Raw genomic sequence first — 24,879 nt, 5'->3', positions numbered from 1 at the left:
CCTGACCGGGCCGGAACGACCGTCAGGACTGTACGTCCCCGAATTCGCCGCGCATGCCGGCTTCGACGAACGCCGGCAGCTCGTCCATCCTGCGCATGATCCGCGTGATGCCCATCGCGCGCAGCGCGTCCGCGTAGTTGTCGGGGATGTGGCTCGCGCCGACGAACGCGATCGTCTTCATGCCCGCCGCACGCGCGGCATTCAGCCCGGACACGCTGTCTTCGACGACGATGCAGCGCGCCGGCGCGACGCCGAGCGTTTGCGCCGCATGCAGGTAGACGTCGGGGTAGGGCTTCGGCCGCGCCACCTGCTCTGAGCTGAACACGCGATCGCCGAAGATCTCGGTGAGCGATGCGCGCTTCAGCGAACTGCGCACGCGCGCGAGCCGGCTGTTCGACACGACGGCCGCCGGCAGGCTCACCTGCAGCAGCGCGTCGCGCACGCCGGTGATCGGCGCGAGCGATTGCGCCAGCGCGCTCTCGATGTTGTGCTCGATCGTTTCGATGAAGTTGGCGGGCATCTCGATCCCGAAGCGGGATTCGATCCCGGCCAGGAAGCGCGACGTCTGCTGGCCGAACGCCGACTTCGCGGCGGCTTCGAAATCGATGTTCGGGAACGTGGCGGACAGCGTATCGAGCAGCACGCGGTCGGCGATGACTTCGCTGTCGACGAGCACGCCGTCGCAGTCGCAGATGAGGTGATCGAGCATGGTGGTGAAGAAGCGGAATGTCGGCGACGCAGATCAATTCGCCATCATACGTGCTTTCACGCGCATGCCGCGAGACGCTTCGGCAAGTTTTCCCGATGCCGCGCGTGCCGCCTGGCGATTCCGGTCGCGCGGCTCGTCGCCGCGCGCGGGTTCGGCCGTGCGGCGGGGTTCGTCGAGGAAATGCGCGTGGCGAGCATGCTGGTCGAACGCGGGATCGATGCGAGCCCGGCGGCCGTGGCGGATGCGGGCGTGACGCTGAAGTCGCTCGTGTCGGCCGGGGGCGACCGGTAGCGCGAACGTGGCGGGGGAGGCGCGAAGAAAGGAGCATGAAGCGCGCGGCGGTGGCGGCCGCGCGCTTCGGTCAGGCCGAGATCAGGTCGCGATCAGGCCATCGCGTGCAGGTGCAGGTACAGGCCGGCCGCCGCGGCGCCGCCCAGCAGCGGGCCGACGACGGGCACCCACGCATAGCGCCAGTCGCTGTCGCGCTTGCCGGGGATCGGCAGCAGCGCGTGCATGATGCGCGGCGACAGGTCGCGCGCGGGGCTCATCGCATAGCCGGTCGGGCCGCCGAGCGAGATGCCGATGCCGAGCACGAGCAGGCCGACGGGCAGCGCGTCGAGCGCGCCGAGGCCGACCTGCGGCGACGCGAGGTACAGCACGCCGAGGATCAGCACGAAGGTGCAGATCGCTTCGGTCAGCACGTTGTGCGTGACGCTGCGGATCGCGGGCGCCGTGCAGAACACCGCGAGCTTCAGGTCCGCATCGGCTTCCTTCGCGAAGTGCTGGCGATACGCGAGCCACACGAGCAGGGCGCCCGCCATCCCGCCGAGCATCTGCGCGAGGATGTAGCCGCCGACTTTCGACCACGCGAACTTGCCCGCGAGCGCGAGACTGATGGTGACGATCGGGTTCAGGTGCGCGCCGCTGAACGACGCGGTCACGTAGACGGCGACGAATACGGCCATCGCCCAGCCCATCACGATCACGATCAGGTCCGCGCCTTTGCCCTTGGTCTTTGCAAGCAGCACGTTTGCGACCGCGCCGTTGCCGAGCAGCACGAGGATCGCTGTGCCGATGAACTCTGCAATATAAGGTGACATGGTTGTCTCTCGTATGTCATCGCGGACTCGCGCGCGAGCGCGGTCCGCCGGTGTTGTTGTATTTCGTATGGATGGCTGACGATTACTGGGTATCGTCGGCCCACGCCTTCGCGGCGCGTACCGCGCGCTGCCAGCCGGCCATGCAGCTTTCGACCTGCTCCTTCGGCATCGACGGCGAGAAGCGGCGATCGAGCTGCCACTGGTCGCGCACTTCGTCGAGGTTCTTCCAGTAGCCGATCGCGAGGCCCGCGAGGTAGGCCGCGCCGAGCGCGGTCGTCTCGGTGATCTGCGGACGCACCGCGTCGACGCCGAGCAGGTCGGCCTGGAACTGCATCAGCAGGTCGTTCGCGCTCGCGCCGCCGTCGACGCGCAGCTCGCCGATGCTGATGCCCGAATCGGCTTCCATCGCGGCCAGCACGTCGAGCGACTGGTACGCGATCGAATCGAGCGCCGCCCGTGCGAGGTGCGCGGAGGTCGTGCCGCGCGTGACGCCGAACACCGAGCCGCGCGCCCGTGCGTTCCAGTGCGGCGCGCCGAGGCCGGCGAACGCGGGCACCAGGTAGACGCCGTCGGTGTGCGGCACGCTCGCGGCGAGCGCCTCGATTTCGGCGGCCGACTTGATGATGCCGACGCCGTCGCGCAGCCACTGCACCACCGCGCCCGCGATGAAGATGCTGCCTTCCAGCGCGTACTGCACGTTGTCGCCGATCTGCCAGGCGATCGTCGTGACGAGGTTGTTCTTCGATTCGATCGGCTTGTCGCCGGTGTTCATCATCAGGAAGCAGCCGGTGCCGTAGGTGTTCTTCACCATGCCGGACTGCGTGCACATCTGGCCGAACAGCGCCGCCTGCTGGTCGCCCGCGATGCCCGCGAGCGGGATCTTCGACGCGAACACGGTGGTCTTCGTGTGACCGTAGATTTCCGACGATGCCTTCACGTCCGGCAGCATGCTGCGCGGGATGTCGAGCAGCTCGAGCAGTTCGCTGTCCCACTCGCGCGTGTGGATGTTGAACAGCATCGTGCGCGACGCGTTCGTCACGTCGGTCACGTGCAGTTCGTGCTTCGTGAAGTTCCACACGAGCCAGCTGTCGACGGTACCGAACGCGAGCTTGCCCTGCCTGGCCTTCTCGCGTGCGCCCGGCACGTTGTCGAGGATCCAGCGGATCTTGGTCCCGGAGAAGTACGAGTCGATCGGCAGGCCGGTCTTCGCGCGCACCTTCGCCTCGAGGCCCTGTGCTTTCAGCGAATCGCAGAAGTCGGCCGTGCGGCGATCCTGCCAGACGATCGCGTTGTAGACGGGCTGGCCGGTCTCGCGATCCCAGACGATCGTGGTTTCGCGCTGGTTGGTGATTCCGATCGCGGCGATCGACGTGCCGTTCAGGCCCGTGCGCGTGACGGCTTCGGCGGCGACGCCGGCTTGCGTCGACCAGATTTCCTGCGGGTCGTGCTCGACCCAGCCGGGTTGCGGGTAGATCTGCTCGAATTCCTTCTGGGCGATCGATACGATATTGCCCTGGCGATCGAACAGCATCGCGCGGGAACTCGTGGTGCCCTGGTCAAGCGCGAGGATGTACTGATCCTGCATGTCTCTCATCTCCATCCGTGGATTTGGCTTAGTTGTGATGCGCGCCGCATGTGGGGCGGCGCGTCGGTGAGTCAACGTCGGTACGGCAACTGCTACTGCATTCGGGTCAGGCCTGCGGCGCGTGCGCGGCGGCGAACCACGCGTCGATCGCGGCCGTCACCGCGTCGAGCGTGCCCGGCGCGATGTGCAGGCCGAGCTTCGAGCGGCGCCACAGCACGTCCTGCGCGCAGGTCGCCCATTCGGCGTCGCGCAGGTAGCGCAGTTCGGCGTCGTGGATGCCCGGGGCGATTTCGGTGCCGAGATCGGCGAGCGACTTCGCGCCGTCGATCACGCGCTCCGCGCGCGTGCCGTACGCACGCGCATAGCGGCGCGCGAGCGCGGCGGGCAGCCACGGGTGGCGTTTCGCGAACGCGGCGGCGAACACGTCGAAGTTCGCGTTCGCGATGTCGCCGCCCGGCAGCGCGACGCCGGCCGTCCAGGTCTTCGCGTCGCGGCCGAGCGCGCGGCTCAGCATGTCGCCGGCTTCTTCCGCGAGCTTGCGGAACGTCGTGATCTTGCCGCCGAACACCGACAGCAGCGGCGCACCCGCGCCTTCGTCCATTTCGAGGCGGTAGTCGCGCGTGACGGCCGATGCGTTCGCGGCGTTCTCGTCTTCCAGCAGCGGGCGCACGCCCGAGTAGGTCCAGTGCACGTCGGCCGGCGAGATCTTGCGCTTGAAGTAGCGGTTGATCGAATCGCACAGGTACTGCGTTTCGTCGCGATCGATCGCGACCTTCGCGGGATCGTTCGTGTATTCGACGTCGGTCGTGCCGATCAGCGTGAAATCGTGTTCGTACGGAATCGCGAAGATGATCCGCTTGTCCGGGTTCTGGAAGATGTACGCGTGATCGTGATCGAACAGGCGGCGCGTGACGATGTGGCTGCCCTTCACGAGCCGCACGCTGTGATGCGCGCCGCGGCCGAGCGCGCCGTGCAGCAGTTCGCCGACCCACGGGCCGGCCGCGTTCGCGATCGCACGCGCATGCACGACGCGGATCGAACCGTCGGCGTTCTGCAGCCGCGCTTCCCATTCGTCGCCGCGACGTTCGGCGGATACCAGCTTCGTGCGCGTCAGGATCTCGGCGCCGCGCTCCTTCGCGTCCAGCGCGTTCAGCACGACGAGGCGCGCGTCGTCGACCCAGCCGTCCGAATAGACGAAACCGCGCTTGATCGAATCGATCAGCGGCGCGCCGGCCGCGTGGCGGCGCATGTCGATGCCGCGCGAGCCGGGCAGCAGTTCGCGTTTCGCGAGGTGATCGTAGAGGAACAGGCCGAGACGGATCAGCCAGGCCGGACGCAGGTTCGGCATGTGCGGCATCACGAAACGCAGCGGCCCCATGATGTGCGGCGCCGCGCGCAGCAGCGTCTCGCGCTCCTGCAGCGCCTTGCGCACGAGCCCGAACTCGTTGTACTCGAGGTAGCGCAGGCCGCCGTGAATCAGCTTCGTGCTGCACGACGACGTGTGCGACGCGAGATCGTCCTGCTCGCAGAGCAGGACCGACAGGCCGCGGCCGGCCGCATCGCGCGCGATGCCCGCGCCGTTGATGCCGCCGCCGACGACGAGCAGATCGTAGCGATTCGGTTGGGTCACCTGCTGTCCTTATCGTCTGAGGGAAATGGTTGAACAGAAAATGTTCGAATTCGAAATTTAACGAACGAAATCGAAAAAGTAAAGTTCGATAAAGCGGGGCCAGTAGCGCGCCACGCGATCCCGGACGATACTGGCGGAATCGACCGTTTCACGAGGTGAATCATGCGTATTGGGATGTGGGCCGGCGTGTGCGCCGTCCTTCTGGCGGGGTGCAGTGCCGGTATGCCGCCGCTCGTCGGCAACTGGCGCACGCCGTCGTTCGTCGACCTGCAGACGTCGTGCGGCGGCGCGGCGCGCGACTGGGGCACGGACGCGCAGCCGGTCTATTCGACGCTGTACGACGCGTATGTGGCGAAACGGTATCGCGGGCTGACCGAAGCGAACTATTGTGCGTTCGTAAACGAACTTTCGACGCGCTATGCGGCGCCCGACGCGGCGGCGCGTGCCGGCTGGATCGCGTATTTCAACGGCGCGCGCGCGCAAGCCATCAGCTGGCGGGCGGCGGTCGATCCGACGCTGCGCGGCGGCTGAAGCAGGTGGGGGCGACGAGGCGGGGAAGCGAGGAAGCAGGAACGGCCACGCGGCCCGGAATCCGGGCCGCGCGGTCAGGTCGGCAACGGTGTGGTTTTACGAATAGCGGTATTTGATGGATCGCAGCGCGGCGTCGCCGGTCTCGGTCACGCAGTACTTGCGCCCCGATCCGAGCCCTTCCAGGCGGACGAGCTGCTGCTCCAGCAGTGCGTCGATTTCGTCCCGATCCATCGAGGTTTGATCGGGAGCGTCCTTCACAAGCAATAGCGTGGCGAATTCATGCGGACTCAGCATCGTTCTCTCCATGGCGACCAGTCAGCCCGCGCGGCCGGCGCGACTGCCGGCGCGCGATACCCAGCGGGGTATGGTTTGGGGGGAAAAGCTGCATTCGCCGGCCATGCCATTCGTCCGCGCCCTGGCACAGGCGGAACGGTCGGACGGGCCGGGGAACTGGAGTCTAGTCGAGCACGCGGGCAACCACAAATCGTGCCCCGTTAATTTTCCGTTTGACAGCCGGGCCCCGCGCAAGCGGTTTGCTCGCAGCGCCAACTTCTTGATTTCACTTGAAGTTTCAGGTGCGGTGCAGCATCCCGGCCGTCACTCCGCGACGTACACCTGCGTGCCGGCGGTCGCCACCGCGTCGGCCATCTCCGGCGGCAGCGGCTTGTCGGTGAAGAGTGCGTGCACCTGGCTCAGGTGGCCCTGGCGCACCAGCGCCGGGCGGCCGACCTTCGAATGGTCGGCGACGAGGTAGACCGTGCGCGCATGCTGCATGATCGCCTCGGCCACACGCACCTCGCGCGTGTCGAAGTCGCGCAGCGTGCCGTCGGCCTCGATCGCCGACGTGCCGATGATCGCGTAGTCGACCTTGAACTGGCGGATGAAGTCGATCGCGAGCTCGCCGACGATCCCCTTGTCCCACGGCCGCACGATCCCGCCCGTGATCAGCACCTCGCAGTCGGGGTAGCCGCTCATCATCGACGCGACGTTCAGGTTGTTCGTGATCACGTGCAGCCCGTGGTGGCGGTTCAGCGCGCGTGCGACTTCCTCGGTGGTCGTGCCGAGGTTGATGAACAGCGACGCCTGATCGGGAATGTGCGACGCCGCGAGCGCCGCGATGCGCCGCTTCTCGTCATGGAACATCCGCTGGCGCGCCGTGTACGACACGTTCTCCGAGCTGGTCGGCAGGCTCGCGCCGCCGTGATAGCGGCGCAGCAGGTTCAGGTCGGCGAGCCAGTTCACGTCGCGGCGGATCGTCTGAGGCGTCACCGCGAAGTGCGCGGCGAGATCGTCGACGGTCACGAAGCCGTCGCGCTGCACCCATTCGAGCAGTTCCTGCTGGCGCGCGTTGAGGGTGAGGCGGGGATCTCGGGTCATGGCTCGGTGGTCGTGTCGTGAGACGGAGCGGGTATTGTAAGGGCGGCAACGCCGTTAGGCCGGTATGGCCGGCAGGGTCGCCTGCAATTCATGCGGAAATTGCATTGATTCATGTGACAAATGAATTTGTGCGATTGCACTGATCGCGCTGCAATGGCGGATTGCCCGCGCGCGCGGGTGCGCGCCCGGCGCTTCATTCAGCTTTCGACGAGGTGGAACCGATGACTGGCTTCAACTGGCACAACCCGTATCCGACGACCCGCATTCCTGTGTTCGCGCGCAACGTCGTGTCGACGTCGCACCCGCTCGCCGCGCAGGCCGGGCTCCGGATGCTGTGGAAGGGCGGCAACGCGGTCGACGCGGCGCTGGCCGCCGCGGCTGCGATCACGGTCGTCGAGCCCGTGTCGTGCGGGCTCGGCGGCGACGCGTTCGCGCTCGTGTGGGACGGCGAGCGGCTGTCCGGGCTGAACGCGTCGGGCGTCGCGCCGGCCGCGTGGAACGTCGACTATTTCCGCCGGCGCCACGGCGAGGCGGCGAACGGCATCGCGAACAAGCCGACACGCGGCTGGGATACCGTCACCGTACCGGGCGTGATCGCGGGCTGGGAAGCGCTGCATGCGAAGTTCGGTTCGCTGCCGTTCGCGGACCTGCTCGAGCCGGCGATCGAGATCGCGGAGCGCGGTTATGCGGTGCCGCCGATCGTCGCGCACAAGTGGGCGGCCGCCGTGCCCGAGCTGCAGGGGCTGCCGGGCTTCGCGGAGACCTTCATGCCGCGCGGCCGCGCGCCGCTCGTCGGCGAGCGCGTGCGCCTGCCCGGTCATGCGCAGACGCTGCGCACGCTCGCGAAGGAGGGGGCCCGCGCGTTCTACGAGGGCGCACTCGCCGAGCGCATCGCCGCGTTCTCGCGCGAAGGCGGTGGCGCGCTGACCGCGGCCGACCTGCGAGCGTACCGGCCGGAATGGGTCGAGCCGATCGGCAAGCGCTTCGGCCGCCACACGATCCACGAGATTCCGCCGAACGGGCAGGGCATCGCCGCGCTGATCGCGCTCGGGATCGCCGAGCACGCGGGCGTGACGGAATGGCCGGTCGATTCGGTCGACTCGCAGCATCTGCAGATCGAGGCGATGAAGCTCGCGTTCGCGGATGTCTATCGCTACGTCGCCGATCCGCGCGCGATGGAGGTCACGCCCGAACAGATGCTCAACGACGCGTATCTCGCCGAACGCGCGAAGCTGATCGATCCCGCGCGCGCGACGCACTTCGGCGCCGGCCGGCCGCATTCGGGCGGCACGATCTACCTGTCGGCGGCCGACGAGCGCGGGATGATGGTGAGCTTCATCCAGTCGAACTACATGGGCTTCGGTTCGGGGCTCGTCGTGCCCGGCACCGGCATCGCGCTGCAGAATCGCGGGCACGGCTTCTCGATGGACCCGGCGTCGCCGAACGTCGTCGCGGGCGGCAAGCGGCCGTTCCACACGATCATCCCGGCGTTCGTCACCGAGGAGGCCGACGGCCGCACGCAAGCCGTGATGAGCTTCGGCGTGATGGGCGGCGACATGCAGCCGCAGGGGCACCTGCAGACCGTCGTGCGGATGCTCGGCTACGGGCAGCAACCGCAGGCCGCCTGCGATGCGCCGCGCTGGAAGGTCAACCGCGACTTCACGCTCGACGTCGAGGCCACGATGAATCGCGCGACCGTCGATGCGCTGGCCGCGCGCGGCCATACGATCAAGTCGATCGACGATCCTTACATGGATTTCGGTTCCGGGCAGTTCATCTGGCGTCTCGACCGAGACGATCGCGAGCGCGGCTACGTGGCCGCGAGCGACAGCCGGCGCGACGGCCTGGCGGCAGGTTTCTGACGGATTGCCGCCGGCTTTCACCGGCATTTCCTGCGCTTCACGGGCGGCCGGACGGCCGCCCGTTTCGTTTGTCGCGGCCCGTATCGTCGAGCGGGCGCAAGCGGTTTGAAGGACTCATCTAACGAACGGCAACAGACGTCGTGGAACTGCGCTTGTCAGGTATGGTCAGTGCTCTGGAGCACGAACATCAAAGTCCGGCTAAGATGCCAGCATGGTTCGGCCGGACCAATCCACTATAAACGCAAGTAAAACGCCGCCTGCGGGTCGGTCGGCGCCTGTGCCGAAGGCATGGGCCGGCCCCCGTGCGACGACTGGGAGCGCACCACCATGGACACCAAAACGACGCATGTGATGCCGTGGCGCATCGAGGACATCGACCTGAACCGGATCGATCGTCAGCGTGCCGCCGCGAACGAGGATCTGTTGTTGCTGCTGTGCGCGTCGTCGTTCATCGAAAGCGGCTCGGATCTCTACACGAGCAATCTGAGCCAGTTCTTCAACGACGATCCGGAAGTCTCCGCATGGCTCAACAATGCATGGGAGCACGAAGAATTGCAGCACGGGCGCGCGCTGAAGGCGTACATCGCGCACGTGTGGCCCGAGTTCGACTGGGATACCGCGTTCGCGAATTTCTTCGCCGAGTATTCGTTGACCTGCAAGGTCGAGGCATTCGAGAAGACCCGCGCGCTCGAGATGGTCGCACGCTGCGTCGTCGAGACGGGCACGGCCACGCTCTATCGCGCGATCAACGAATGCTCGGACGAGCCCGTGCTGAAGGAAATCACCGACAACATCCGCACGGACGAAGTGCGTCACTACAAGCACTTCTTCAAGTTCTTCAAGAAGTACAACCAGCTCGAAGGCAATGGCCGGCTCGCGGTGCTCGGCGCGCTCGCGCGCCGCGTGATGGAAATCAAGAACGAGGATTCCGAGATCGCGCTGCGCCATGTGTTCGCGGTCCGCTATCCGGATCGTGTCGGCGACAGCCAGTACAACCGAGAGCGCGCCGCGCGCATCAGCAAGCTGGTGCGGCGCAACCTGTCGGCCGACATGTGCGTGAAGATGCTGCTCAAGCCGCTCGACCTGCCCGCGAAGATCCAGCCGGGCGTCCACTATCCACTCACGAAGATCACGCGGCACGTGTTCCTGCGCTGATCGCCGCGGCGCGGCCCGTCGCGCGTATGCTGCGGCTTGTTCATCCGCTTTCCACCGGGGCCACGCCATCATGACCGATACCCATCGCCACGCACTCGAACAATGGACGTTCGATGCGTGGCCGCCGGCCGTCGTCTCGCTGTTCGACGGCACGGCGCTCGAGCGTCATGCCGACTTCGCCGCATCGCTGATCGTCGCGACCGACGACGGCCAGTTGCGCACGACGCTGCTCGGCGTCGGCGAGATCTATGCACACGATGCGCGCACGCTGCTGCTTGCGCTCTGGCCGCAATCGCGTGCGGCGCGCGCGGTCGCGCAACGGCGCACGGCCGCGCTGACGCTCGTCGCGGACGGCGCGTTCTTTCAGGCGCAATTGACGATGGAGCCGCTCGAAGGGGACTTCGGCGGGCTGGCCGGATTCGCTGCGACGATCGCGCATGGCGATGCGCAGCGGGTCGGCTATGCGCGTCTCGCGACAGGCGTCACGTTCACGCTGGAAGGGGAGCGCACCACGGTGCTCGAACGCTGGCAACGCCAGGTCGAGCACCTGCGGCGCGCGGCCGCGCGGCTTCAGTGACCGCGCTGGCCGCTGCGCGACGAACGGTTGCGGTTCGGGTGCGCGGCGTTGCCGTTCGCGGGGCGTGCGCCATTGCCGCCGCCCGCCGGGCGTCCGCCGCTGCCGCCGGCACCGCCTTGCGTGCGCGGCTTCGCGGCCTTCTGCTGCGATGCTTTCGGCTGTGCGTTGCCGTCGCGTTTCGCGGCCGGCTGGCCTGAGCCGCCCGCACGCGGCTGGCGATTGCCGCCACCGCCACCGCCGCCGCCGCCACCGCCGCGCGGCTGCTGTTGCCCGCGGCGCTGCTGGATCGGTTCCGGCTTCGCGTTCGGATCGGGTTCGAAGCCCGCGATCACTTCCTGCGGAATCTCGCGCTTGATCAGCCGCTCGATGTCGCGCAGCAGCTGCTTTTCGTCGACGCACACGAGCGACACGGCTTCGCCGGTCGCACCCGCGCGGCCCGTGCGGCCGATCCGGTGCACGTAGTCTTCCGGCACGTTCGGCAGGTCGAAGTTGACGACGTGCGGCAACTGGTCGATGTCGATCCCGCGCGCGGCGATATCGGTCGCGACGAGCACCTGCAGCGTGCTGTTCTTGAATTCCGCCAGCGCGCGCGTGCGGGCCGACTGGCTCTTGTTGCCGTGGATCGCCATCGCGCTGATGCCGTCCTTCGTCAGCTGCTCGGCAAGCCGGTTCGCGCCGTGCTTCGTGCGCGTGAACACGAGCACCTGGAACCAGTTGTGTTCGCGGATCAGGTGCGTGAGCAGTTCGCGCTTGCGGTCGCGGTCGACCGGGTGGATCTTCTGCGCGACGCTCTCGGCGGTCGTGTTGCGGCGTGCGACCTCGATCAGCGCGGGCGAATCGAGCAGGCTGTCGGCGAGCGCCTTGATCTCGTCGGAGAACGTGGCCGAGAACAGCAGGTTCTGGCGCTGCGGCGGCAGCTTCGCGAGCACGCGCTTGATGTCGTGGATGAAGCCCATGTCGAGCATCCGGTCGGCTTCGTCGAGCACGAGGATGTCGAGGTCCGACAGGTCGATCGTCTTCTGCTGCATGTGATCGAGCAGGCGGCCCGGCGTCGCGACGACGATGTCGACACCGCGCTTGAGCGCGTCGATCTGCGGATTGATGCTGACGCCGCCGAACATCACGGTCGAGCGCAGCTTCAGGTACTTGCTGTAGGCACGGACGCTTTCCTCGACCTGGGCGGCGAGTTCGCGCGTCGGCGTGAGGATCAGCGCGCGCACCGCGCGCTTCGCGCCGCGATGCTCGGCGTAGAACGTGTGCAGGCGTTGCAGGATCGGCAGCGTGAAGCCTGCCGTCTTGCCGGTGCCCGTCTGCGCACCGGCGAGCAGGTCGCCGCCGCCGAGGACGGCAGGGATCGCCTGCTGCTGGATGGGAGTCGGCGACGTATAGCCGAGCTCGTTGACCGCCTTGACGAGCGGTTCGGCCAGGCCGAGAGATTCGAAAGACATAGATACCACTCTTCAGTTTTATGATCGGCGACGTCTCGCGCGGCCCGCGCGGGAGGTGACATCGCAAATTGCAAAATGCAAAAGGGCGCGGCCGCGGTTTCCCGCAGCCGCGCCCCGTGTTTGTCAGCCGCTTCTTAGTCGAGCGGCGCGGAACGCAGGTCGCTCACCTGTTGCGGTGAGATCGGCGTACCGTTGTTGCCCCACGACATCCGGATATACGTGACGACCGCCGCAACCTCCTGGTTCGACAGCGACTGTGCGAACGGCGGCATCCCGTACGGACGCGGATTCTTGAACGTGCTCGGCGGATAGCCACCGTTGAGCACCATGCGGATCGGGTTGACCGCCGATTCCATCACGATCGAGTGGTTGCCCGCGAGCGGCGGATAGGCCGGCGGCTTGCCCGCGCCGGTTTCGGCGTGGCAGGTCGCGCAGTTGTCCGCGTAGATCTTCTTGCCCTGGTCGAACAGCGCGTTGCCGAACTGCTTCGACGGCTCGTACTGCATGTTCTTCGGCGCTTCAGCCTTCTGCGGGATCGACTTCAGGTACGTCGACATCGCGCGCGTATCTTCGTCGCTCATGTACTGCAGGCTGTTGTGCACGACGTCGGCCATCGGGCCGAACACCGCGCCCTTGTTCGACACGCCGGCTTGCAGCAGGTCGGACAGCTCCTGCACGTGCCAGTCGCCGAGGCCGAGTTCCTTGTCGTTCGTCAGCGACGGCGCATACCAGTTCTGCAGCGGGATCAGGCCGCCCGCGAAGGCTGCCGAGCTCACCGGGCCGCCCATCATGTTGATCGACGTATGGCACATCGAGCAGTGGCCGAGGCCCTCGACGAGGTACGCACCGCGGTTCCATTCGACCGACTTGGTCGGATCCGGCTTGTACTCGCCTTCCTTGAAGAACAGCGTGCGCCAGCCGATCAGCAGGTTGCGGTTGTTGAACGGGAACTTCAGTTCGTGCGGACGGCTCGGCACCGACACCGGCGCGACCGAGCGCAGGTACGCGTAGATCGCGTCGGAATCCGCGCGCGTGACCTTCGTGTAGCTCGCGAACGGGAAGCCCGGATAGAGCAGGCTGCCGTCCTTCGAACGGCCGGTGTGCATCGCGCGGTAGAAGTCGTCCGACGTCCACTTGCCGATGCCGTCCTTGTCGTCCGGCGTGATGTTCGGCGTGTACATCGTGCCGAACGGCGTCGCCATCGGCAGGCCGCCCGCGAACGACTTGCCGCCGCGCACGGTGTGGCACGCGATACAGTCGCCGACGCGCGCGAGGTACTCGCCCTTCTTGATCAGCGCAGCCTGGTCGGCCGGCGTGGCCGCGACGGCGGCAGCGCCGTGCAGCGTGTCGTTGCCCGGCCACAGGACCGGCACGAGGGCGGCGGCCGCGACGATCGCGACAGCCGAGAGTGCAAACAGGGACTTGCGTTTCATTGTGTCTGTCTCCCTTGCCTTATTGCGGTTCGCTGCCGCAGGCGAGCGGAGTCTTCATCGAACGCGCCGGAGCCGGCACGGGGTTGGCGGGCGCCGGTTGCGCGGCGAGCCATGCGGTCACGGCCGTCACGTCTTCGTCGGAAAGCTTCGAAGCGACTTCATGCATGCAATCGGGCGCCTTCGCGTGGCGGTTGCCCGAGCGCCATGCACCGATCTGCGCGCTCAGGTAGTCGGCGTGCAGGCCGACCAGGCCCGGGATCGCCGGCTGCATGCCGGTGAGCGTCGCGCCGTGGCAGGCCACGCAGGCCGGCAGCTTGCGGGACGGGTCGCCTTGCGTGACGAGCTGCTTGCCGCGCGCGAGCGTCGCGGCCGGCAGCGTCGGCTTCGCCGGCGTCGGGTACGGCGGGCGTTCGGCCGAGAAGTGCTCGGCCATCTCGCGCAGGTAGTCGTCGTTCAGGTACGTCAGCAGGTAGTTCATCGGCGGGTACTTGCGCCGGCCGTCACGGAAGTTGACGAGCTGGTTGTACAGGTACTCGGCCGGCTTGCCGGCAAGACGCGGGAAGTAGTCGTTGTCCGTACCCTGGCCATGGACGCCATGGCAGGCCGTACAGCCGCGCACGCGCTCGGCCATGGTATCGGGTGCCTTGAGCGGCGCCTGCTGGGCGTGCGCTTGCTCCGTGGGCTTGGTCTGCGCTTGGGCAGCGCTCATAAGGCCCGCGCCGCCGAACATCAGAACGGCGAGCAGCGGACGGAAGAGGCGTCTTGAAGACACACGAGACTCCATGTTTATTCGACGGGGACCTGTCCGGGCTACGATCGGCTCGGCGCATGACGGCAAGGCAGCCGGGCTGCTGCGACGCGGCATTCTATCATCGATGGGTAATGACGGCTATTTGGCAAAAGGACATCGGTTCCTGTCCGTTTGCGACTTGCGACAATTTGACGCGCATTGCGCCGCACCTGTGTGAACCGGCGTGCGTTTTCACCATCGAAGACCGTACACTCGCGGGTCGCGCGGCGCCGCCTCCGCCGCAGGTCCAGTCATTTCTCCCGTTTCCGGATTCATCGATGACGTTTTCTACCGTGCCGTTGCCTTCCTCACGCTGTCCGTCCCGTTGCCGCTTCGTCGGCCTGCCGCTTTCGGGAGGGTGTGCGCGATGAAGTTCGACAGCTTGTGGATCGGTCAGGTCGCGCTCGCGGCGCTGATGGACGCCGCGTTCGCGATGGCGGTCGGCTCGGCGCTGCTCAAGGCTTGGCTCGGCAAGGACGGTGCACGTCCGGTCGTCGCGCCGTCCCATCCCGCGTGGCTGCGCGCGCAACATTCGCTGGTTGCGGCGGCGCTGGCGCTGGTGCTCGCGGATCTCGGCTGGCTCGTCTACGAGGCCGCGACGATGAGCGGCGCGGGGCTCGGCGGCGCGTTCGCCGCGATTCCCGTGATGCTGACGCAGACCCATACGGGCTTCGCATGGAGCGTCGCATTCGCCGGCGCCGTGGTGCTCGCGATCGTCGCGCTGGCGAAGCCGGAAGGTCCGGCCGCGCACGCGGTGCTGTGGCTCGCGGTGATCGTGGTCGCGGCCGGCAAGGCTTCGCTCGGCCATGCGGCCGATACGGGCGCGCTGTCCGCGGCGGTCGGCGTGCAGACGCTGCACCTGCTCGCGACCGCCGTGTGGGGCGGCCTCGTGCTCGCGGGCGGGCTCGCGGTGCTGCCGGCGCTCGGTTCGTCGGTCGCGCGCGGCGCGCTGATCCGCATCGGCCAGCACCTGTCCCGCACGTCGATCGTCGCGGTCGTGTTCGTGCTCGGCACCGGCGCGCTCAATGCGATCCGCGGGCTCGGCGGGTCGCTTGCGCCGCTCGACGGCAGCACGTGGGGGCGCGTGTTGCTGCTGAAGCTGCTGCTCGTCGCGCTCGCGCTCGTGCTCGGCAGCCTGAACCGCTTCTCGGCGCTGCCGCGCCTGCGCCGCACCGCGTCGACCGAGGATGCGCACACGTTCCGCAACATCCTGCATCTCGAGGCGCTGACGATGATCGGTGTGTTCGTCGCGGCCGCGGTGCTGTCGTTCAGCGTGCCGGGGTTCGCGGCGCTCGGCTGACGGCCGGTTGCGCGCGGCGCGACGCCAGGCCGCCGACGCGCATCCGCCACATGCATTCACCATGTGCCCGGCGCCGCGCCGGGCATGCAAAAACGGCTGCCTGTCGGGCAGCCGTTCTCGTATCGATACTTGTCGCGACTCAGCGCGACTCAGCGCGACTCAGCGCGCACGCCGCGCATCGCGCTCACCACTCGGCGACGCTGCCGTCCGCGTGGCGCCACACCGGGTTGCGCCAGCGGTGGCCCGTCTTCGCCATCTCGCGCACCTTCTCCTCGTTCACGTCGATGCCGAGCCCCGGGCCCTGCGGGATCGCGACGAAGCCGTCCTCGTAGCGGAACACCTCGGGGTTGCGCAGGTAGTCGAGCAGGTCGTTGCCCTGGTTGTAGTGGATGCCGAGGCTCTGCTCCTGGATGAACGCGTTGTAGCTGACCGCGTCGAGCTGCAGGCACGCGGCGAGCGCGATCGGGCCGAGCGGGCAGTGCAGCGCGAGCGCGACGTCGTAGCTCTCGGCGAGCGTCGCGATCTTGCGGCACTCGGTGATGCCGCCCGCGTGGGACGCGTCGGGCTGGATGATGTCGACGTAGCCGCCCGCGAGGATGTGCTTGAAGTCCCAGCGCGAGTAGAGCCGCTCGCCGAGCGCGATCGGCGTGTTGGTCTGGTTGACGATGTCGCGCAGCGCCTCGGCGTTCTCCGACAGCACCGGCTCCTCGATGAACATCAGCTTGTACGGGTCGAGCTCCTTCGCGAGTACCTTGGCCATCGGCTTGTGCACGCGGCCATGGAAGTCGACGCCGATTCCGACGTGCGGGCCGACCGCGTCGCGCACGGCCGCGACGTTCGCGATCACCTGCTCGACCTTGTCGTAGGTGTCGACGATCTGCAGTTCCTCGGAGCCGTTCATCTTCACGGCCTTGAAGCCGCGCTCGACCACCGCGCGCGCATTGTTCGCGACGTCGCTCGGCCGGTCGCCGCCGATCCACGAATACACCTTGATGCGATCGCGCACCTGGCCGCCGAGCAGCGCATGCACCGGCACGCCGTGATGCTTGCCCTTGATGTCCCACAGCGCCTGGTCGACGCCCGCGATCGCGCTCATCATGATCGGGCCGCCGCGGTAGAAGCCCGCGCGGTACATCACCTGCCAGTGATCCTCGATCAGCAGCGGGTCGCGGCCGACGAGGTAGTCGGCCAGCTCCTGCACGGCGGCCTCGACCGTGTGCGCGCGGCCTTCGACGACAGGTTCGCCCCAGCCGACGATGCCCTCGTCGGTTTCGATCTTGAGGAACAGCCAGCGCGGCGGGACGACGAAGGTTTCGAGGCGGGTGATTTTCACGATGCGGGTCTCCAGGATTGACCGGCGCGGGCAGTCGGGCGCCGCGCGCGGTCGCGTGCTTTCGCGGTTATCCTAGCGCAGGCCGATAAAAAATAGTATTAATAGCACTATTGTGCAGATAGTGGGCAGCCGGACCACCCGGGTACCGGCATAACGGAGAACGATCATTCGACGCGACCTGCATGGACAGACGGCCTTCAGGCTTGCCACGGCGATCCTGCGCGGCGACTACCCGCCCGAATCGCTGCTGCCGAGGGAACCCGATCTGATGGAGATGTACGGCGTGAGCCGCACGGTGATGCGCGAGGCGCTGCGCACGCTCACGTCGAAGGGGCTCGTCGAGTCGCGGCCGAAGATCGGCACGCGCGTGCGGCCGCGCGGCGTATGGAACCTGCTCGACGCCGACCTGCTCGACTGGTATGCGCGCGTCGCGCCGCCGCTCGCGTTCGCGCTGAAGCTGCAGGAGATGCGCGAGATGGTCGAGCCATACGCGGCCGCGCTCGCCGCGCGCATGCATACACCGGAAACGTTCGATGCGATCGACGGCGCGGCGTGCGCGATGGCCGCCGCGCGCAACGTCGACGAATGGGTGCGTGCCGACCTGCGCTTTCACCTGAGCGTGCTCGAGGCCGGCGGCAACGAGCTGCTGGTGCCGCTCGGCACGCTGATCGATCGCACGCTCGAGGCGCAGCTGCACCTGAATGCGCGCCGCGCGGACGTGTACAACGCGTCGCTCGCCGAGCACACGGCCGTCAGCGACGCGATCCGCGTGCGCGACGAGGACGGTGCACGCCGCGCGATGGCGGCGCTGCTCGCGGTGACGCGCGCGCGGATCGAGATGTCGTGACGCGAAACGGCGGGCGGCGCGGCGCGGTCAGGCGTTCGCGCAGCCGCCCGGCCTGTGGATGCGCTCGGTCGACGCCGGGTACTTCGCGAGCAGGCTCGCCGGTCGCCGCGGGCGCACGACGAAGTCGCCGCCGCAGTTCGGGCAGCGGCCCTTCAGCACGTCGTCGGCGCAGGTCGCGCAGAACGGCTCGCCGCCCGCGTGCATTCGAACGTACAGATGCGGGCATCCGCCGAATCGGGCGGCAGGTCCTTGTCGCGGCATTCGCAGCCGGGGCGCATTTCGAGCATGACGGTTTTGCTTGGTTCGGACAGGGGCGGGAAGGGCGCCGCCGGACATTGCGTGCGGCGCATCTGCGCGCTACTGTACCCGCCTGGATCGGCCTGGCCAACGGTGTCCCGCCGGGGCGCCGCCGATGCGCACGGGCCGCACCGGGAGACGACCATGCTTTATCGCGGAAGCTGTCATTGCGGAGACGTGAAGTTCGAGGCGGAAGGCGACCTGCAGGGCGTGATGGCGTGCAACTGCTCGATCTGCCAGCGCAAGGGCGCGCTGATGTGGTTCGTGCCGCGCGATCACATGACGCTGCTCACGCCCGACGCGCATCTCGCCACCTACATGTTCAACAAGCACGTGATCAAGCACCGCTTCTGCAAGCGCTGCGGGATTCACACGTTCGGCGAGGGCGTCCACCCGAACGGCACCGCGATGGCCGCGATCAACGTGCGCTGTCTCGAAGGTGTCGATCTCGACGCGCTGCCGGTCACGCACTACGACGGCCGCTCGCACTGAGCGGCGCGTCGGCGCATGACAGGACGCGCGGCCGTCAGGACGGTTGCGCGGCCGCGGTGCCCGTCGCGGGCGCTGCCGCCTGCGGGGCGGCGCCCGCGGTGTGCGTGCCGGTGCCGGCCGGGCGTTCGATCAGCGGCGCGAGTGCCGGCGCCATCGACTTCAGCAACTGCACGGCCATCGCGCTCGTGAAGTCGTAGCGTGCCGCGTACGGTTCGTGCGCGGTCGCCGTCAGGACCCCGAAGAACCGGTCGCCGAGCACGAACACGAACGTGCCGCTGCGGTTCACCTTGCGCGACTCGATCAGCCGCGCGCCGCGTGCATAGACGTTGAAGCGCTGGTCGCCCGTCCCGGTCTTGCCGTACACGTCGAGCGTCTTGCCGTCGGGCAGCGTGAAGCCGCCCGCGAGGCGGCGCGCGGTGCCGTTGAGCACGACGTCGCGCAGCAGCGTGTGCGCGACGTTGACGATCTCCAGCGACAGCATCGGTTGCGGCTGCGCGGCCGCGCGCACGAAGCGCGTTTCGTACGGCGTGCCCTTCGCGAAGTCGAGCCGCGTGATCGTCTCGGTCGGCGCTTTCTGGCCGCCGTTCGCGATCAGGCCGATCAGTTTCGCGAGCGCGTCGGGCTGGTCGCCTGATGCGCCGATCGCGGCCGCGTACGACGGCGTGACTTCCGCGAACGGGTAGCCCAGTGCCCGCCACGACTTCGTGATCTCCGCGTACGCGCGCAGTTCGACCATGCGACGGATGCGGCGGTCCTGGGTCGCGTGGTAGCGCGTCTTGTACAGCCACGAGTACGTGTAGAAACGCGCGTCGCGGCTGTCGCGCTGGACATCGGCAAGCGGCGCCGCCGGGTGGGCGCGCAGGTAGTTGAGCGTCCACAGCGCGAGCGGATGCACGCTCGCGATATAACCGCGATCGTTGAGGTTGAAGCGGTCGATCGCATACTTCGCGTAGAGCCTGGCGAGATCGTCGTCGGACAGCGTCGCGGCCGGCGTGCCCTTCAGTTGCGCGCGCATCTGCGCGTCGAACCATGCGAGCGATTCGTTCGGCGCGACGCTGCGCAGCACCGTCGCGATCTTCGGCGGCGACTTGCGCACGTCCTTCAGCATCAGCGCGAGCGCGTCGTCGGGCGCCTTGCCCGCATAGCGCGTGTAGTAGCGCTTCACGTAGACCTGGCTTTCGCCGTCGACGAACTGCTGCAGGTAATGCCGGCGCTGTTCGGGGTCGCCGAGCCACGACGACGACGGGCCGGCTGCCTGCAGCGTCTCGTAGTGGACGATGTCGCGCATCAGCCGCACGAACACGAGGTTGACCGAGTGCTCGAAGGCCGCGTGCAGCGTCAGGATGCGGCCGTTGTCCGACTTTTCGAAGTTCGAGAACACCTGTGCGCCGCCGCCCGTGTAGAACACGTCGGGGCTCGCCGAATACTTGCGTTCGACGGCCGCGTCGAGCATCGCCTGCAGCGAGCGGTCGCGCGTATGCGACAGATAGTCGAGCGCCCAGTGCGACAGCCCGTCGATCGGGTCGGGCTTCACGCGGGCCAACTCCGCGTTCGACAGGTTCGCGTAGCGTGCATGCAGGTCGGACACGATCTGCAGGTAGGTGATCAGCGTGCGCAGCTTCGCGGTCGAGCCGAGGTTGATGCGGCCGCCGCGATTGACGTCGAACGGCTCGTTCACGCTGTCGGTCTGCACGCGCAGCAGGTTCGCGCCGTTGCGGTGTTCGTACAGCGTGAAGCTGTACGTGAGGTGCGACGGGTCGTCCTTCGGCGCGAGCATCTCGAAACCGTACAGGCCGGCCGCCTGCGCGCCGTCGCGCGTCGACGCCCGTGCGAGCCGTTCGGCGACGGCCTGCTGCACGCCGTTGTCGAGCGTGCTGGTCGCCTGCAGGTCGAACTGGTCGAGCTGGTACAGGTCGCTGATGCCGAGCGCCGACAGCAGCGACGCGCGCGCGGACGTCACGGCCTTGCGCGACACGAACGACTGCACGTGCGCGGCGGCCGGCGGCGCGCTGCGTTCGATCTGCGCGGCAAGCGCGGCGTCGCGCAGCGCCGGCGAGATCACGCCGCCGTTCGACAGCAGCCTCAGGTAGCTGTCGGTCAGCCGCTCCAGGGCCGGATAGCCGCGATTGAGGAAGTACGATGGCGCGCGCTGCGCGATGATCAGCGACAGCACCTCGCGGAACGCCTTGCCCTGTTCGTCGACGTTGTCGCCCGTCGTCGGCGCGGACAGGATGCGGTTCACGTCGTTGAAGTCGCGGCCGTACCACGCGGCGAGGCCGTCGCCGATGCCGGTGATCTCGCCGATGTGCGGCCGCGCGGCGAGCGGGACGGAATTCAGGTAGCGCACGACGATGGTGCGGCGCGCGAGCATCGTCTGCGGGCCGTTCAGGTACGCACGCACCGACGCCGACGCGATCTGCCGCAGCTTCTCGGGCGGCGTCGCGGTGCGGCCCTCGGGCGAATGGCGGAACTTCTCGATCTGCGTCGCGAGCGTGCTGCCGCCCGGGCGCGCCTGGTGGCGGTTGACGACGTGCAGCGCCTGGTCGGCGAGCGCGCGGCTGAAGCGCCCCCAGTCGATTGCCGGGTTGCGGTTCGGCTCGTTCGCGTCGAGCAGGTAGCGATCCTCGATGAACAGCAGCGAATCGGCGATCACGCGCGGCACCCCGTCGAAGTCGGCATAGACGCGCTGCGGGAACACGGTCGCGAACAGCGGGGCACCGGTCGAGTCGAACAGCGTCAGGCCCGCCTGGTCCTTCTCCTCGAACGGGAGGAACAGCCCGTGATCGCCGATCGACAGCATCCGCTGCGAATCGCGCGCCTGCTTGCCGACGACGAAGCCGCGCGCGAGCAGCCGTTCCTGGAACGCCGGAATCATCGCGTAGCCGAGGCGCTGGTCGTACGGGCCGTTCGCGGGGAAGCGGATGCGATCGCTCGGGCCCGCCTCGAGCGTGTAGCCGACGTCGCGGGTGAGATCGGACAGGTAATGCGCCTGCAGCCGGGACGTTTCGATCTCGCTCTGCACGAGCCGCGCGACGATCGCCGCCGCGATCAGCAGCGCGGCGAGCAGGGACCACTTGACCCACGTCCAGACCGATGCGGGACCGGTCACGCGCGGCAGGATACGATTCAGCGGCCGATTCATGGCGGCGTCTCCCTGAAGGCGCGGGCTCCGGCCGCACCCCATTAAGGATTAGTGTAGTCCTCCGCAGCGGGCTGCCAAGGGCGTCGACTACCGAGATGCGTCGACGCAACGTGCATGCCTGTGAGGCGCGGCAACGGGCGCCGCGCCGCGATGGTGCGCGCCGCTGCGGCTTAAACGTTTGCGCGTTGCGCGCGGCGACGTCCGCGTGGCAGGGGCGGCGGCGGGCAGGCCCGCGTGGCCGGGCCGACGGACGATGCACGGATTTCGTGCGCTGCGGCATCGTTCCAATTCGGGCCGGAACCCGTTCGTGAAAGGGGGGCGTCGCACGGCGACGCTACGGGTTTCCGCGATAGCCGCGCGCGCCGGCGGCGGGTACGATCGCCGGATGTGCGGCGCATGTCCGCTTCCGCCAGGAGTCCCATGGCGATCCATCCCGTCGCACTCGTGTGCACGGCCATCCTCGGGCTGCTGCTGTTCGGGCTCGGGTTCGTCGTGTCCGTCACGCGCTTTCGATGCACTATCGGGGCCGGGTGTGCGTCCGATCCGACCAACGGGCTGCACAAGATCGTGCGCGCGCACGGCAACACGGCCGAATACGCGCCGTTCCTCGCGGTGCTGTTTCTCCATTTCGGCGCCCACGATCCGTCTCGCGCGATCCTCGCGCTGATCGTCGCGGCAACCGTGTGCCGCTGCCTGCTGGTCATCGGATTGCTCGCGTGGCCGACGATGGCCAACCCGAATCCGGTGCGTTTCATCGGCGCGCTCGGCACGTATCTGTGCGGCGCCGCGCTGTGCATCGCGCTGTTCGTCTGAACGGCGGCGCTACCGCCACAGCAGCGTCGCGCGATCGTGCCGGCGCACGGCTTCGACGAAGCAGTGGATCAGGTAGTCGCAGGCAATCGTGTTCAGCGCATCGCGGCGCGTGAGCACGCCGACCGACACGGCCGGAATCGTTTCCTCCACGTCGATCGCGACCATCCGCTCGCGAATCCAGTCGATTTCCATGAAGCTTTTCGGCACGCACGACACGGTGTCGGTGTGCACCGACAGCGAAAACGCCGCGCTGAACGACGTGCATTCGACGATCGGCTGCGGCGCCGGATAACCGTGCGCGACGAACACGTCCTGCAGCAGCCGGCCGATGCTTTCAGGCGACGTGTTGAGAATCCACTGCGCGTCCTGCAATTGCGCGAGCGACGTGCAGTGACGCAGCGGATTGCTCGCGCGCGTCATCAGGATCAGTTCCGATGCGAGCAGCGGCCGGAACGTGAACTCCGGCGACAGCCGGGTCGCATCGACGATCGCGATCACGAAGTCGAGCGAGCCGTCGCGCAGCCGCGGCAGCGCCGTGTCGAGAAATCCTTCGCGCACGTCGAGGCGGATCGTCGGCATGCGCTGGCGGAACGCGTCGAGCGCGGCCGGCAGGAAGCCGAGCGACATCAGCGGCGTCAGCGCGCATGCGAGCGCACCTTCCTTGCCGCCCGACAGCTGGATCACGTCGTCGCGCGCGTGCTGCATCTCCGCGAGGATCAGCCGCGCGCGTGCATAGACGGCCTGCCCGAAACGCGTGAGCTGCGCGCCGCGTGCGTTGCGCGTGACGAGCGGCACGCCGAGATCGAGTTCGAGTTCGCGGATCGCCTTCGTCAGCGCGGGCTGCGACAGGTGGATCGCGCGCGCGGCCGCGCGCAGGCTGCCGTGTTCGGCGATGGCGGCAAGCGCCCGGAGCTGGTGGTGTTTCACGGCGAGGCGGGGCGCGGCGGCGGTGGCGACGTTCGTATCCTACACCGCGTTTCCGCGCGGAAAGCACGCGATAACCGTGCGTTATCACGATCGAAAAATGTCGCTCCGGGCTGCGTATTTTGAATGCCTAGACTGCATGCGCAGGCCGTCCAACGGGCCGTGCACACGACACGCATAACCAGTACGGAGACATACCTTCATGAAGGCGCCCCGAGCAGGCAGCATGTTCGGCGGGCATGTCGGCGACGTTGCCGCATCCCCGTCCAATCGTCAGCTGATTGTCGCGATCACGATCGGCAACGGCCTCGAATTCTTCGATCTCACCGTGTTCAGTTTCTTCGCGGTGCTGCTCGGCAAACTGTTCTTTCCCGCGGTCTCCGCGCAGCAGCAGTTGCTGATGTCGGTCGCGACCTTCGGCGTCGGCTTCATAGCGCGGCCGATCGGCGGTGTCGTGATCGGGCTCGTCGCCGACCGCTTCGGCCGCGTGCCCGCGATGAACCTCACGCTGGTCACGATGGCGATCGGCACCGGGATGATCGGCGTGCTGCCGACCTATGCGCAGATCGGCATCGCGGCGCCCGTGCTGGTCGTCGTCGCGCGGCTGCTACAGGGCTTTTCGGCCGGCGGCGAGGTCGGCGTATCGACGTCGCTGCTCGCCGAACGCGCGCCGGCCGGCGAACGCGGGTACTACACGAGCTGGCAGTTCGCGAGCCAGGGTGCCGCGGCGCTGGCCGGTTCGTTCGTCGGCTTCCTGCTGTCGCATTTCCTCGATACCGCCTCGCTCGAAGCGTGGGGCTGGCGCGTGCCGTTCCTGCTGGGCGTGCTGATCGCACCGATCGGCCTGTACCTGCGCGCACGCTTCAGCGCGCTCGAGCAGCACGCGCCGGCCGCGGCCGCGCGGCGTTCGTCGGCCGTGCTCGGCACCGTGCTGCGGCGCGACGGCGGCGCCGTGCTGACCGCGCTCGGCCTCGTGGTCGGCGGCACGGCCGCGCACTTCATCGTGCTGTATTACATGTCGACGTATGCGATCAAGGTGCTGCACCTGCCGATGGATACCGCGCTGTGGTGCGGGATCCTGTCCGGCGCCGTGATGTTCGTCGCCGCGCCGGTCGGCGGGCGGCTGGCGGATCGCAACGGCAGCAAGCGCGTCGCGCTGTGGTCGCGCCTCGCGCTGACCGTGCTGATCCTGCCGGGCTTCTGGCTGATCCGCGCGGTGCCGTCGATCGCGACGATGTACGCGGTCGTGATGCTGCTCGCCGCGCTGCACTCGATCAACGCCGGCGCGAACGGCGTGATCCTCGCCGAGCTGTTCCCGAAGAGCACGCGCGCCACCGCGCTGTCGATCGCATATGCGGGCGGCGTGTCGATCTTCGGCGGCTTCGCGCAGTTCATCGTCACGTGGATGATCGGCGCGACCGGCAATCCGGCGGCGCCCGCGTGGTACGTGATCGTCTGCGGCGTGCTGTCGCTCGTCGCGCTCGCGTTCGCATCGGATCGCAGCGAACACGATGCGTGACCGCTGCCGCCGCCT

At 68.0% G+C, this 24,879-nt stretch carries 21 protein-coding genes and 2 pseudogenes; 10 read left to right on the top strand and 13 right to left on the bottom strand.

Annotated features, from left to right (window positions below):
• Positions 1 to 22: 22 nt before the first annotated feature.
• A complete protein-coding gene (locus tag PQB87_RS15145) occupies positions 23 to 709 on the bottom strand; it encodes an HAD family hydrolase (RefSeq protein ID WP_059688781.1) in 687 nt (228 codons plus the stop codon).
• A 126-nt stretch (positions 710 to 835) separates the two neighbouring features.
• Here PQB87_RS15145 and PQB87_RS15140 point away from each other — a divergent pair.
• Positions 836 to 1,000 (top strand): annotated as a pseudogene (locus PQB87_RS15140) (pyridine nucleotide-disulfide oxidoreductase); the annotation flags it as partial.
• A 92-nt stretch (positions 1,001 to 1,092) separates the two neighbouring features.
• On the opposite strand, the gene PQB87_RS15135 reads toward PQB87_RS15140, so the two are convergent.
• The 3 genes from PQB87_RS15135 to glpD all read right to left on the bottom strand — a co-directional run bounded on the left by PQB87_RS15135 (position 1,093) and on the right by glpD (position 5,024).
• Positions 1,093 to 1,809, bottom strand: coding sequence for an MIP/aquaporin family protein (locus PQB87_RS15135; protein WP_021160162.1), 717 nt, complete (start codon positions 1,807 to 1,809; stop codon positions 1,093 to 1,095).
• 82 nt (positions 1,810 to 1,891) lie between these two features.
• On the bottom strand, positions 1,892 to 3,394 hold the full coding sequence (gene glpK / locus PQB87_RS15130) for a glycerol kinase GlpK (protein ID WP_059688782.1): 1,503 nt from the start codon (positions 3,392 to 3,394) through the stop codon (positions 1,892 to 1,894).
• Positions 3,395 to 3,500: 106 nt separating this feature from the next.
• Complete coding sequence (gene glpD, locus PQB87_RS15125) at positions 3,501 to 5,024, bottom strand: glycerol-3-phosphate dehydrogenase (protein WP_174415891.1); 1,524 nt, start codon at positions 5,022 to 5,024, stop codon at positions 3,501 to 3,503.
• 162 nt (positions 5,025 to 5,186) lie between these two features.
• Here glpD and PQB87_RS15120 point away from each other — a divergent pair, with 162 nt between their 5' ends.
• Entirely contained in the window at positions 5,187 to 5,555 is a 369-nt protein-coding gene (locus PQB87_RS15120) for a hypothetical protein (RefSeq protein ID WP_059688784.1), read from the top strand.
• A gap of 96 nt (positions 5,556 to 5,651) precedes the next feature.
• Here the strand turns inward: PQB87_RS15120 and PQB87_RS15115 are convergent, their stop codons facing one another.
• Both PQB87_RS15115 and PQB87_RS15110 read right to left on the bottom strand, forming a co-directional pair.
• Entirely contained in the window at positions 5,652 to 5,849 is a 198-nt protein-coding gene (locus PQB87_RS15115) for a hypothetical protein (RefSeq protein ID WP_021160166.1), read from the bottom strand.
• Positions 5,850 to 6,152: 303 nt separating this feature from the next.
• Entirely contained in the window at positions 6,153 to 6,932 is a 780-nt protein-coding gene (locus PQB87_RS15110; protein WP_027789189.1) for a DeoR/GlpR family DNA-binding transcription regulator, read from the bottom strand.
• Between the two features lie 221 nt (positions 6,933 to 7,153).
• On the opposite strand from PQB87_RS15110, the gene PQB87_RS15105 reads away from it, so the two are divergent.
• From PQB87_RS15105 to PQB87_RS15095, 3 genes are all read left to right on the top strand, one after another.
• Positions 7,154 to 8,794 carry a gamma-glutamyltransferase family protein gene (locus tag PQB87_RS15105; protein WP_489242331.1) on the top strand — a complete coding sequence of 547 codons (1,641 nt, stop codon included), beginning with the start codon at positions 7,154 to 7,156 and terminating at the stop codon, positions 8,792 to 8,794.
• Positions 8,795 to 9,121: 327 nt separating this feature from the next.
• Entirely contained in the window at positions 9,122 to 9,949 is an 828-nt protein-coding gene (locus PQB87_RS15100) for a ferritin-like domain-containing protein (protein ID WP_027789191.1), read from the top strand.
• Between the two features lie 70 nt (positions 9,950 to 10,019).
• Positions 10,020 to 10,526, top strand: a complete 507-nt coding sequence (locus PQB87_RS15095; RefSeq protein ID WP_489242329.1) for a hypothetical protein — start codon at positions 10,020 to 10,022, stop codon at positions 10,524 to 10,526.
• On the opposite strand, the gene PQB87_RS15090 is transcribed toward PQB87_RS15095, so the two are convergent.
• The 3 genes from PQB87_RS15090 to PQB87_RS15080 form a co-directional block, all read right to left on the bottom strand.
• Positions 10,520 to 11,974, bottom strand: coding sequence for a DEAD/DEAH box helicase (locus PQB87_RS15090; protein ID WP_153488796.1), 1,455 nt, complete (start codon positions 11,972 to 11,974; stop codon positions 10,520 to 10,522). The genes PQB87_RS15095 and PQB87_RS15090 overlap by 7 nt on opposite strands.
• 134 nt (positions 11,975 to 12,108) lie before the next feature.
• Positions 12,109 to 13,407 (bottom strand): c-type cytochrome, encoded by a 1,299-nt coding sequence (locus tag PQB87_RS15085; RefSeq protein ID WP_021160171.1) that lies wholly within the window; start codon positions 13,405 to 13,407, stop codon positions 12,109 to 12,111.
• A gap of 19 nt (positions 13,408 to 13,426) precedes the next feature.
• Positions 13,427 to 14,191 (bottom strand): c-type cytochrome, encoded by a 765-nt coding sequence (locus tag PQB87_RS15080; RefSeq protein WP_027789194.1) that lies wholly within the window; start codon positions 14,189 to 14,191, stop codon positions 13,427 to 13,429.
• Between the two features lie 373 nt (positions 14,192 to 14,564).
• Here PQB87_RS15080 and PQB87_RS15075 point away from each other — a divergent pair, with 373 nt between their 5' ends.
• Positions 14,565 to 15,497: a CopD family protein gene (locus PQB87_RS15075; RefSeq protein WP_146253697.1), complete on the top strand. Its 933-nt coding sequence runs from the start codon at positions 14,565 to 14,567 to the stop codon at positions 15,495 to 15,497.
• 184 nt (positions 15,498 to 15,681) lie between these two features.
• Here the strand turns inward: PQB87_RS15075 and dgoD are convergent, their stop codons facing one another.
• Positions 15,682 to 16,830, bottom strand: a complete 1,149-nt coding sequence (gene dgoD / locus PQB87_RS15070; RefSeq protein WP_021160175.1) for a galactonate dehydratase — start codon at positions 16,828 to 16,830, stop codon at positions 15,682 to 15,684.
• Positions 16,831 to 17,044: 214 nt separating this feature from the next.
• Here dgoD and PQB87_RS15065 point away from each other — a divergent pair, with 214 nt between their 5' ends.
• Entirely contained in the window at positions 17,045 to 17,677 is a 633-nt protein-coding gene (locus PQB87_RS15065) for a FadR/GntR family transcriptional regulator (RefSeq protein ID WP_230942834.1), read from the top strand.
• A gap of 27 nt (positions 17,678 to 17,704) precedes the next feature.
• Here PQB87_RS15065 and PQB87_RS15060 read toward each other — a convergent pair.
• A pseudogene (locus PQB87_RS15060) lies at positions 17,705 to 17,964 on the bottom strand (DUF1272 domain-containing protein).
• A 154-nt stretch (positions 17,965 to 18,118) separates the two neighbouring features.
• On the opposite strand from PQB87_RS15060, the gene PQB87_RS15055 reads away from it, so the two are divergent.
• Positions 18,119 to 18,466 (top strand): GFA family protein, encoded by a 348-nt coding sequence (locus PQB87_RS15055; RefSeq protein ID WP_059688787.1) that lies wholly within the window; start codon positions 18,119 to 18,121, stop codon positions 18,464 to 18,466.
• A gap of 34 nt (positions 18,467 to 18,500) precedes the next feature.
• Here the strand turns inward: PQB87_RS15055 and PQB87_RS15050 are convergent, their stop codons facing one another.
• On the bottom strand, positions 18,501 to 21,608 hold the full coding sequence (locus tag PQB87_RS15050) for a transglycosylase domain-containing protein (RefSeq protein ID WP_489242324.1): 3,108 nt from the start codon (positions 21,606 to 21,608) through the stop codon (positions 18,501 to 18,503).
• A gap of 420 nt (positions 21,609 to 22,028) precedes the next feature.
• On the opposite strand from PQB87_RS15050, the gene PQB87_RS15045 reads away from it, so the two are divergent.
• The gene (locus tag PQB87_RS15045; RefSeq protein ID WP_060067204.1) at positions 22,029 to 22,421 is read left to right on the top strand and encodes an MAPEG family protein; all 393 of its coding nucleotides are present in this window, start codon (positions 22,029 to 22,031) and stop codon (positions 22,419 to 22,421) included.
• 9 nt (positions 22,422 to 22,430) lie between these two features.
• Here PQB87_RS15045 and PQB87_RS15040 read toward each other — a convergent pair whose 3' ends face one another.
• Positions 22,431 to 23,348 (bottom strand): LysR substrate-binding domain-containing protein, encoded by a 918-nt coding sequence (locus PQB87_RS15040; RefSeq protein ID WP_059688790.1) that lies wholly within the window; start codon positions 23,346 to 23,348, stop codon positions 22,431 to 22,433.
• Positions 23,349 to 23,547: 199 nt separating this feature from the next.
• Here PQB87_RS15040 and PQB87_RS15035 point away from each other — a divergent pair, with 199 nt between their 5' ends.
• Positions 23,548 to 24,864 carry an MFS transporter gene (locus PQB87_RS15035; RefSeq protein WP_059688791.1) on the top strand — a complete coding sequence of 439 codons (1,317 nt, stop codon included), beginning with the start codon at positions 23,548 to 23,550 and terminating at the stop codon, positions 24,862 to 24,864.
• Positions 24,865 to 24,879: the final 15 nt, after the last annotated feature.

Source organism: Burkholderia sp. KL41 (genome assembly GCF_057005415.2).
Note: the sequence above shows the minus strand (reverse complement) of the source record. Positions and strands in the feature narration are given on the sequence as shown.

What these genes read in the sequence shown, in the direction of transcription:
- PQB87_RS15145 (WP_059688781.1), bottom strand. Translation starts at nt 709, where the DNA reads ATGCTCGATCACCTCATCTGCGACTGCGACGGCGTGCTCGTCGACAGC.
- PQB87_RS15135 (WP_021160162.1), bottom strand. Translation starts at nt 1,809, where the DNA reads ATGTCACCTTATATTGCAGAGTTCATCGGCACAGCGATCCTCGTGCTG.
- glpK (WP_059688782.1), bottom strand. Translation starts at nt 3,394, where the DNA reads ATGCAGGATCAGTACATCCTCGCGCTTGACCAGGGCACCACGAGTTCC.
- PQB87_RS15120 (WP_059688784.1), top strand. Translation starts at nt 5,187, where the DNA reads ATGCGTATTGGGATGTGGGCCGGCGTGTGCGCCGTCCTTCTGGCGGGG.
- PQB87_RS15115 (WP_021160166.1), bottom strand. Translation starts at nt 5,849, where the DNA reads ATGCTGAGTCCGCATGAATTCGCCACGCTATTGCTTGTGAAGGACGCT.
- PQB87_RS15110 (WP_027789189.1), bottom strand. Translation starts at nt 6,932, where the DNA reads ATGACCCGAGATCCCCGCCTCACCCTCAACGCGCGCCAGCAGGAACTG.
- PQB87_RS15105 (WP_489242331.1), top strand. Translation starts at nt 7,154, where the DNA reads ATGACTGGCTTCAACTGGCACAACCCGTATCCGACGACCCGCATTCCT.
- PQB87_RS15100 (WP_027789191.1), top strand. Translation starts at nt 9,122, where the DNA reads ATGGACACCAAAACGACGCATGTGATGCCGTGGCGCATCGAGGACATC.
- PQB87_RS15095 (WP_489242329.1), top strand. Translation starts at nt 10,020, where the DNA reads ATGACCGATACCCATCGCCACGCACTCGAACAATGGACGTTCGATGCG.
- PQB87_RS15090 (WP_153488796.1), bottom strand. Translation starts at nt 11,974, where the DNA reads ATGTCTTTCGAATCTCTCGGCCTGGCCGAACCGCTCGTCAAGGCGGTC.
- PQB87_RS15085 (WP_021160171.1), bottom strand. Translation starts at nt 13,407, where the DNA reads ATGAAACGCAAGTCCCTGTTTGCACTCTCGGCTGTCGCGATCGTCGCG.
- PQB87_RS15080 (WP_027789194.1), bottom strand. Translation starts at nt 14,191, where the DNA reads ATGGAGTCTCGTGTGTCTTCAAGACGCCTCTTCCGTCCGCTGCTCGCC.
- PQB87_RS15075 (WP_146253697.1), top strand. Translation starts at nt 14,565, where the DNA reads ATGAAGTTCGACAGCTTGTGGATCGGTCAGGTCGCGCTCGCGGCGCTG.
- PQB87_RS15055 (WP_059688787.1), top strand. Translation starts at nt 18,119, where the DNA reads ATGCTTTATCGCGGAAGCTGTCATTGCGGAGACGTGAAGTTCGAGGCG.
- PQB87_RS15050 (WP_489242324.1), bottom strand. Translation starts at nt 21,608, where the DNA reads ATGAATCGGCCGCTGAATCGTATCCTGCCGCGCGTGACCGGTCCCGCA.
- PQB87_RS15045 (WP_060067204.1), top strand. Translation starts at nt 22,029, where the DNA reads ATGGCGATCCATCCCGTCGCACTCGTGTGCACGGCCATCCTCGGGCTG.
- PQB87_RS15035 (WP_059688791.1), top strand. Translation starts at nt 23,548, where the DNA reads ATGAAGGCGCCCCGAGCAGGCAGCATGTTCGGCGGGCATGTCGGCGAC.